Source organism: Paraburkholderia sp., assembly GCF_034668105.1.
Lineage (GTDB): Bacteria > Pseudomonadota > Gammaproteobacteria > Burkholderiales > Burkholderiaceae > Paraburkholderia.
On record NZ_JAXDPY010000278.1, the window covers coordinates 1 to 8297 of the forward strand.

4 protein-coding genes and 2 pseudogenes are annotated in these 8297 nt (G+C 62.5%); 4 read left to right on the forward strand and 2 right to left on the reverse strand.

The window, feature by feature from the left end; all coding sequences use genetic code 11:
• The first annotated feature begins 243 nt into the window (after positions 1-243).
• Both QOC89_RS12910 and QOC89_RS12915 read left to right on the forward strand, forming a co-directional pair.
• The gene (locus QOC89_RS12910; RefSeq protein WP_323045365.1) at positions 244-2025 is read left to right on the forward strand and encodes a Rieske (2Fe-2S) protein; all 1782 of its coding nucleotides are present in this window, start codon (positions 244-246) and stop codon (positions 2023-2025) included.
• 377 nt (positions 2026-2402) lie between these two features.
• On the forward strand, positions 2403-5165 hold the full coding sequence (locus tag QOC89_RS12915; RefSeq protein WP_323045366.1) for a UPF0182 family protein: 2763 nt from the start codon (positions 2403-2405) through the stop codon (positions 5163-5165).
• 516 nt (positions 5166-5681) lie between these two features.
• On the opposite strand, the pseudogene QOC89_RS12920 reads toward QOC89_RS12915, so the two are convergent.
• A pseudogene (locus tag QOC89_RS12920) lies at positions 5682-6104 on the reverse strand (pseudouridine-5'-phosphate glycosidase); the annotation flags it as partial.
• A gap of 226 nt (positions 6105-6330) precedes the next feature.
• Between QOC89_RS12920 and QOC89_RS12925 the strand changes: the two are divergent.
• Together QOC89_RS12925 and QOC89_RS12930 are read left to right on the forward strand one after the other, a co-directional pair.
• A complete protein-coding gene (locus tag QOC89_RS12925) occupies positions 6331-7128 on the forward strand; it encodes an alpha/beta hydrolase (protein WP_323045367.1) in 798 nt (265 codons plus the stop codon).
• Between the two features lie 3 nt (positions 7129-7131).
• On the forward strand, positions 7132-7473 hold the full coding sequence (locus tag QOC89_RS12930; RefSeq protein WP_323045368.1) for a hypothetical protein: 342 nt from the start codon (positions 7132-7134) through the stop codon (positions 7471-7473).
• 439 nt (positions 7474-7912) lie between these two features.
• Here the strand turns inward: QOC89_RS12930 and QOC89_RS12935 are convergent.
• Positions 7913-8268, reverse strand: a pseudogene (locus QOC89_RS12935) (tyrosine-type recombinase/integrase); the annotation flags it as partial.
• Positions 8269-8297: the final 29 nt, after the last annotated feature.

Below are 8297 nucleotides of genomic sequence, written 5' to 3' on the forward strand. Positions count from 1 at the left end.
ACGCTTCGCGGAAGTCAACCGCCGCTCCGATGTCTTGAGAACGGCGCCTGCGACCGTCTCTTTGTGGCCGCCCCCGGTCTGACGCACACCTCGAACGATCGTTGATCAAAGCCGATATCCGAAAGGCGCAAACCGACCCGCTAAGCCAAACCCCGGCGGTAGACCGTGTTCTCCCCGAGAACTTGACACGACATCGCCGGCATCTACCATGTCCCTGAAGGGACGCGTGCAGGAGGTGTGCGCATGGATGCACCGAGCGAGGAATTCGTGCTCGTGGGCAGCCTTGAAGAGCTGAAGGCGGAGGGGCGACGGGTTGTGCAGGGTGGTCATCGTCCGATCCTCGTCATCTACGACCGCGGGCGCGTCTTCGCCCTCGACAATCGTTGCCCGCACATGGGCTTCCCGCTCGAGCGCGGGAGCGTCGAGGACGGCATTTTGACCTGTCATTGGCACCACGCCCGCTTCGATCTTGAAAGCGGCTGCACCTTCGATCTGTGGGCGGACGATATACCCATCTGCGCGGTCGAGGTACGCAATGGCGACGTTTGGGTAACGACCAGCTTCGGTCATCGCGATCCCGCGGCGCACTGGACTCAGCGGCTTGCGGACGGCCTCGCACATGACCTCGATCTTGTCATCGCCAAGGCCGTGCAGGGTCAGCTCACGGCCAAGGTGCCGATGGCCGGGATTGTGCGGCAGGTAACGCTGTTTGGGGCGCAGAACCGCGACGGCTGGGGCGTCGGTCTCACGATACTGACGGCGCTGGCCAATCTCTTGCCTTTCTTGCCACAGGACGAAGCCTACCTTCCCCTGTTTCACGGTGCGCGCCGCGTAGCGGCGGACTGTGCCGGCGAGGCGCCGCGGCGGGAACGTGCACCGCTTGGAAGCCGGCCCGAGCCGGCCGCACTCAAGCGCTGGCTGCGTCTTTGGACAAGTGTGCGCCATCGCGAAGCGGCCGAGCGCACCCTGCTGACGGCGATTGCGGCCGGCGTCTCGCCAGCGATGCTTGCCGATGCCCTGCTCTCGGCCGCGACCGAAAGGGCGTTTGCCGACACCGGTCATTCGCTCGACTTCATCAACAAGGCCTTCGAGTGCCTCGACCTGATCGGTTGGGAGCACGCGCCAGCTTTGCTGCCTACTATCGTCGGGCAGATGGTGGCCGCCCGTGGCGCGGAGGAATCGACCGCCTGGCGCCAGCCCGTTGATCTTGTTGCGCTATGTGAGGAAGCAGCCAGCCAGATGCCGGAACTGTTCGCTGCCGCGCGCACCTTGCGTGGATGGTCGCACCACGCGGCGCTCGCGCGAGAGCTGCTCGGAGACGATCCAGCGAAGATAATTGATGCGCTGAAGGCGGCGATCCGCTCAGGCGCAACTCCTGCGGACCTGGGACGATCGCTCGCTTACGGAGCGGCGCTGCGGGTGGCCCGCTTCGGCAATGCCAACGAGCACGCCGACTGGGACACCGCGCACCACGTCTTCACCTACGCTAACGCGGTCCACCAGATGCTCAGCCGGATCGGGACCGCCGACATCGACGGATACGTCACGGCCGTGCGCGCCATAATGCACGGAGCCATGGCGCTCTACCTTGCCCGCTATCTGAATGTGCCGCCAGCCCGCATCCCAGGTGAGGACAGCGAGCAACTCGACGACCTCCCTGCCGATGTGGAGACGATCCGCGCAGCGTTGCTCGATGCCTTCGACAGGCAGCGACAGGTTGATCTTGCCGCAAGGCTGGTGGCGCGACATCTCACGCTCGGCCATTCGCCACAGGCGCTGATCGCCACGCTTGCGCTTGCCGTGCTGCGCGAAGATGCTGGCTTCCATGCGTATCAGATGCTGGAGGCCGGAGTCGCGCAGTTCACCGCATGGGGTAATACTGGCGAGGGCAGGCACGTCCTGATTGCGGTCGCCCGCTATCTCGCCGCCCATTCACCGACCGAACGCGGGGTGCTGCAGACAGCGGACATCGCCCGGCGTTTGATGCAGGGCGACACCATCCATCAGGGCGGTGGGGCGTCGTGACGACGCGTGCCGGTTATCAATGCCGGCGACGGATCGGGTAAAGCGAACTGGCGGTATCGAAGTAGAACTGCCGTTTGCTTACGCATAGTTGCTTGTCGCTCTTCGGCCTTAGCGGTCATGCGGGGTCCGTTGCATCCTGCCTTGGACGAGTGGCCGTTCACGCGCGGCGCCGATATCAATAGCCACACCGAACTACAATCAGTCAACCGGTCTGAATCCGCTTCATCCGAACTCGCGTCGCACAGGTCATGGAGCGGCTATGCGTGGACCATCCGGGCTGCGTTGACAGGCTGTTCAGCCGCGCACCAGGCCGATCGGCAGTGCGCGATTGATCCGCTCGCAGCAGGGCATGGGCGACGGCCAGCACAGGAGGGACTATGCGGTCGGGAGTGAAGTCCGACGTGCGCCTGAGACGTTATGCAATCACGGCGATGGCCGTCATCGCCGGGCTGATTGTCGTCGGACGCATCACCCGCATCCTGGTCGACTGGCTGTGGTTCTTTTCGATCGGCTATGCCGGAGTTTTCTGGACCATCCTTGACGCGAGAGCGCTGCTGTTTGCCGCCGTGTTCGCAGTCTCGGCAGGCGCGATATGGCTGTCGGGGATTTTGGCGCATCGTTACGCAAGGGGCGTCGATACCTGGCGAGTGGAAGCAGCCGGTCCATCGGGTGCGACGGAAGCAACCGGCGATCTGGCCGAACTGGTCGCGCCGCGCATTCCCTGGCGCTCCAGTATTGCCTGCGCCGCGGTCGTCTTTGGGCTGGTGATCGCCGCCAGCGAAATCTCCAGCTGGGACATCGCGCTTCGCTTCATTTATCAGGTGCCGGTTGGCGAGCGCGATCCAATCTTCGAGAGGGACATCAGCTTTTATCTCTTCTCGCTCCCCGCGTATATCGCTCTCAAGAACTGGCTGCTGCGACTGCTCTTCTGCAGCGCGATCGTGGCAGGTGCTGTCTACGGGTTGCGCGGTGACATCGCGCTGGAACGGCCACCGCGAACGCTCTCGCCCGCCGCCATCACTCATGGTTCGGCACTGCTCGGCTTGTTCTTTGCGGTGAAGGCCTGGTCGTGGTGGCTCGACCGCTTTCTGCTGCTCTATGGCGACAACGGCGTAGTGGTCGGCGCCAGCTATACCGATGTCCACGTCGAGTTGCCGGTCCTGTGGATGCTTGTCGGTCTTGCCGCGGCCTCATCCGTCGCCCTTTGGATCAACATGCGCCGGCGGAGCTACCGGCTGCCTGCCGTTCTCGCGCTGCTCGTATTCGGCAGCGCGTTTGTGTTCGCTGTGATCTATCCGTCGCTGTTTCAGCGCTTCTACGTCAAGCCGAGCGAACTGAGACTGGAAACACCCTATATCGAGCACACTATCGCGCTGACGCGACAGGCTTACGGCCTCGCAAAGATTGAGGTTAAACCGTTTGAGGCCAGGCAGGGACTGACTCTCGACTCGCTGCAGGCTAATCGGGCGACCATCGACAACATCCGGCTATGGGATGTGCAACCGCTGATGGATACCTACGCACAGTTGCAGGAGATCAGGACTTACTACAAATTTCTCTCGGTGGACATCGACCGCTATCAGCTTGACACCGGATACAGGCAGGTGGTGCTGTCGGCGCGTGAACTGGACCCGGCGATGCTTCCGCCCAACGCCCAAACCTGGGTGAACCTGCACCTCATCTTCACTCACGGCATCGGCGTCGTGATGTCGCCGGTCACCGAGAAATCCACCGAAGGCTTACCCTCCTTCTATCTGCGGGATATTCCGCCGGTCTCCAACGGCGGCCCGGCCATTCGCGAACCACGTCTCTATTTCAGTGAAGGCCGGCAGGACTACATCATCGTGAACGGCAATGTAGCTGAATTCGACTATCCCAAAGGGGTGGACAATACCTACACGACGTATAGCGGGCGCGACGGCGTCTCCGTCGGCAGTGTGGCACGACGCGGTCTCTTCTCCTGGCAGCTCGACGATCCCAACATCCTGCTGAGCGGCTATATCACAGACCAGAGCCGGATCCTGCTTCACCGCAACATTCAGGACCGCGTGCGTACGATCGCGCCGTTCCTCAGTCTCGACCAAGACCCCTATGTCGTCGCAAGCAATGGGCGCCTGTTCTGGATCCAGGACGCCTACACCGTCAGCCAGTGGTTTCCTTACTCCCGGCCGGGTTTCGGCGACGGCGCCAATTACATCCGCAACGCGGTCAAGGTCGTGGTCGACGCGTACAACGGCACGGTCGATTTCTACGTCAGCGATCCCGCCGATCCGCTCCTGCGCACATACGAGCGCATCTTCCCGGGTTTGTTCAAGCCTTTAGACGCGATGCCACCGGAGCTTCGGCAGCATATCCGCTACCCCGAAGATCTGTTCCTGATCCAGGCGCAGCTCTACCGTGCTTATCATATGGTTGCGCCGGAGGTCTTCTACAACCGCGAGGATCTGTGGCAGTTTCCCCGGGAGCTGATCGGAATGGATGGCGGGAGCGCAGCCAGCACGATGCCGCCTTACTACACAATCATGCGGCTCCCCGGCGACGCACGTGCCGAGTTCATCCTCATGCTGCCGATGGTGCCGAGCCAGCGGGAGAACATGATCGCCTGGCTGGCGGCGCGTTGCGATCCGTCCGGATACGGCAAGCTCATCGTCTATACGTTTCCCAAGGACAAGCTGGTCTATGGGCCGTTTCAGATCGAAGCGCGTATTCAGCAGAATACCGAGATCTCGCAGCAGATCTCGCTGTGGAACCAGATGGGCTCACGCGTCATTCGCGGTCATCTCGTGGTCGTGCCAATCGAGAACTCGATCCTCTACATTTCTCCGCTGTATTTGCGTGCGGCGTCCGGTCAGTTGCCGGAGTTGAAGCGGGTGATTGCCGCCTATGGTGACCGTGTGGTGATGGAGGACACGCTGGGTGAAGCCCTGGCGGCGCTTTTCAAGGAGACCGCGCAAGCGGCATCGCCACCCCCAGGCACAACGAACGCGCCGGACGCGCGGGCACGCGAGGCACTTGCCCACTATGACCGCGCCATCGAGCGACTGAAGGCGGGAGACTGGAGCGGCTTCGGCACGGAACTGGATGCCCTCCGGCCGTTGCTCGAGGCACTCGGTGCCCGCCGTTCCGATGATCAGAAGTGACCTGGGGAAATTTAAAGGGCGTCTATGCTTGCACAATGAAAGCAGCCATGCCTAGGCTCTGTAATCGATAGTGCGCAACAAATCCTTGTGCCGTTGAACGTCCTCTCGGCACTGCGGCGTCGATCGCCGCTCTGTCGCCCCGCCGCGCTTCATCGCATTTCAAGGTACAACGTCACAGCGCAAACAGCCTCCCAAGATGAAGCTCGCAATCTCCCACGCCGGCGAGCCGCGACGCGTGTCAGGCCATCGCGTAGTTGCTCGATATCACCGGCTTGCCGATCGCCGCCTGGAGCTCGGGAATCAACCGGCAATGCGCAAGCTCGTGCACGATATGAAAATCGCATCCACGTCACGATTCCGCGCAAGTCGCTCAACGCCAGTTCGCAACGACGCGGCATGTTGATTTGCGCTGGAAACTGACCCCCCACGTTTTGCATCTAAAACTGACCCACCCCTGATGCGCTGAAACGTCAGTCTGGTGTATCGATCTGTTCCTCTTTTGTAGGCTTAGGTGAGGGTTTCCTGCGCGCCCCGGTGCACGCCGCCGATGCCTCCGGTGACAAAGACCTCAATGCCGGCCAGCGCGGCACATATCATCGTGCCCGCCACTGTCGTGGCGCCGAGCCCGCCGCCGGCCAGCACGGCCGGCAGCTCGCGGCGGCTGACCTTGTGTACCTCGTCTGAGCCGGCGAGCAGTTCCAGCTCGTCGTCCGAAAGGCCGATGTGGATTCGCCCACCGATCAGCGCAATAGTCGCGGGTTCGACTCCCTTCTCGCGAATCAGGGCCTCCACTTCGCGCGCAGTGCGAATGTTGTCCGGGTAGGGCATGCCGTGGGCGATGATGGTCGATTCCAGCGCCACGAGCGGGCGGCCGGCGTCGCGGGCAGCGGCGACAGGCGCGCTGCAGGTCAACCGCGCGGGTGCAAGGTCGGCAACGATGTCGATGCTTTCGGTGGCGTGAGTCACTGAAGTATGAAGCACAAGGCTGGTCCACGGTTCGCCGTGCACACGCGGGGCGTCGCTGCCAACTGCCTGTTGCCTTGGAGCCGTCCCTCCCAGCGCCGTCGGCTCGAGGCTCGCGGCGACAGGCGCGGAGGTAAACGGCGACGCATGCGCGCTAAACTGGCTGCGCTACGGAACGGGTCGATCGATCGGGCTCAAGGCCATGAAACTCAACAGGTTGACGCTGCGTCTCACCGTTGCGTGCCTGATTGTGTTCACAGGAGTCGCCATCTTGCAGGATCGTTTTCTCTACTTCCCTGAGAAGGCTGCGACCGGGGACGTCGTTTCCGACGGACTTCGCGCCTGGCCGACACCTGAGGCGTTCCGGGGCCTGTTGGCCGAACCGGCCGGATCCGCGCGCGCCACCGCCATCGTCTTTCATGGTAATGCGGGGCATGCCGGACACCGTTCGTCCTACGCCGCAGCGCTCACCCGGCTGGGGCTGCGCGTGATCCTCGCCGAATATCCAGGCTACGGGCCGCGCGACGGCACGTTGGGCGAAGCGAGCCTGGTCGCTGACGCGCAACAGACCATCGCGCTCGCGCATCGCCTCTATGGCGCGCCGCTGCTGCTCATCGGCGAATCCCTCGGGGCCGGCGTGGCGGCTGCGGCCGGCTCGCGTGAACGCAACAGGACCGCTGGCTTGCTGCTCATCACGCCATGGGATCGGCTCGAGCACGTCGCCGCTTATCACTATCCGTGGCTGCCCGTGAAGTGGCTGCTGCGTGACCAATACAACAGCGTGACCCTCCTGGCGTCATTCGGCCGCCCTGTTCTCGTCGTGGTTGCGGAACGCGACAGCATCGTCCCCCCGCGCTTCGGTGAAGCGCTCTACAACTCGCTGGCCGAACCGAGACGACTGGTGGTGGTGAAGGCGGCTGATCATAACGACTGGATTGGGCGCGTCGACGAAACCTGGTGGCGGGAGGCGATCGGCTTCCTGCTCACGTCTTCGCATTGAAATATGAAATCACACTCCGTCCCGTCCAGCAGGGAACGCTTCTATGTCCTCGATGCGAAGAACAGACCTGTCGAGGTGTTCGACCGCGGCGACTGGTCGCGCTGGATGACAGAGAACGAACTGATCTTCCGCCGCACGCTGCTGGACGAATCGGGTGTGACGGTCACCACCCGCTTCCGCGGTGTGGCCGAACCGAAAACCGGGGAGGCTTCGCTGTTCGTCACGCGCGTCGCCGGAATGGAAGCGCGAGACAACAAGAGCTACGGAGGACGTACGCTCGATGAGGCGCTGGAGCAACATGAACTCATTGTGCAGAAAATCCTCCGGATGCTGACCAGGCGGTGATCGCGACAGCGCAACGATTCTCAGCGACCATAACCATGCCCCGCGCGGACGATATTGCCTGCCCGGGCGTCCGTGCGGACGTCGCGACGCCCGAAGTGACTATCTGTCTGATTGAGGGCCAGCAGCCTTTCGATCGTGAAGTCGGATATTTCATTGGCGCGCTACATCTCGTCCGCTCGGCTGCAGCCCAACGTAACGATCCCGACGCAGGGCAGGCGATTGAAGAAGATCGACGGCGACTGGGTGCAATTGACCGTAGCCGACTGCGGATTCAACGGACATTCGCTCGCGCGGATCGACTCGCCGGCTACGGCATTTCCTGCCCTCCGATGGCCAACCGTGCTTGGTCTGCCGGAGACTCCTACCTGTGGCTCACGACACGATCGCAGCGAATGTCAGCTTGCGGTGAGACCTGTTTTATCGTCGAGCTGCTTCTCTACTGGCGCGTCGACACGTGCGCTGACGCGTGCAGCCGACTCGGGAACAGATAATCTGCGGGTTTAAGTCCCCGCGCCGAAATCCATGCTGCGACGCTTTGCCGGGTCTGCTCAGTGATTTCGAACTGCACCGGTCGCTGCGTTTTTTGCTGCATGAAGGTCGCTCGCGGGACCACGTGGCTGCCCATACAGATGTCCTGCACCTGAAGTCGCGTGAGATCACATGCCCGGAGCTTGCTGTCAATGCCAGATTGAACAACGCCAGCTCACGGACATTCGACGACATCTGAAGCCTCGTTCGAATCGCCCGGATTTCGCGCAGCTTCAACGGGCGCTTCTGGCCAGACAGCCTTCCTATGTTTCACGGCACCCGATGGGTGCTGGAAG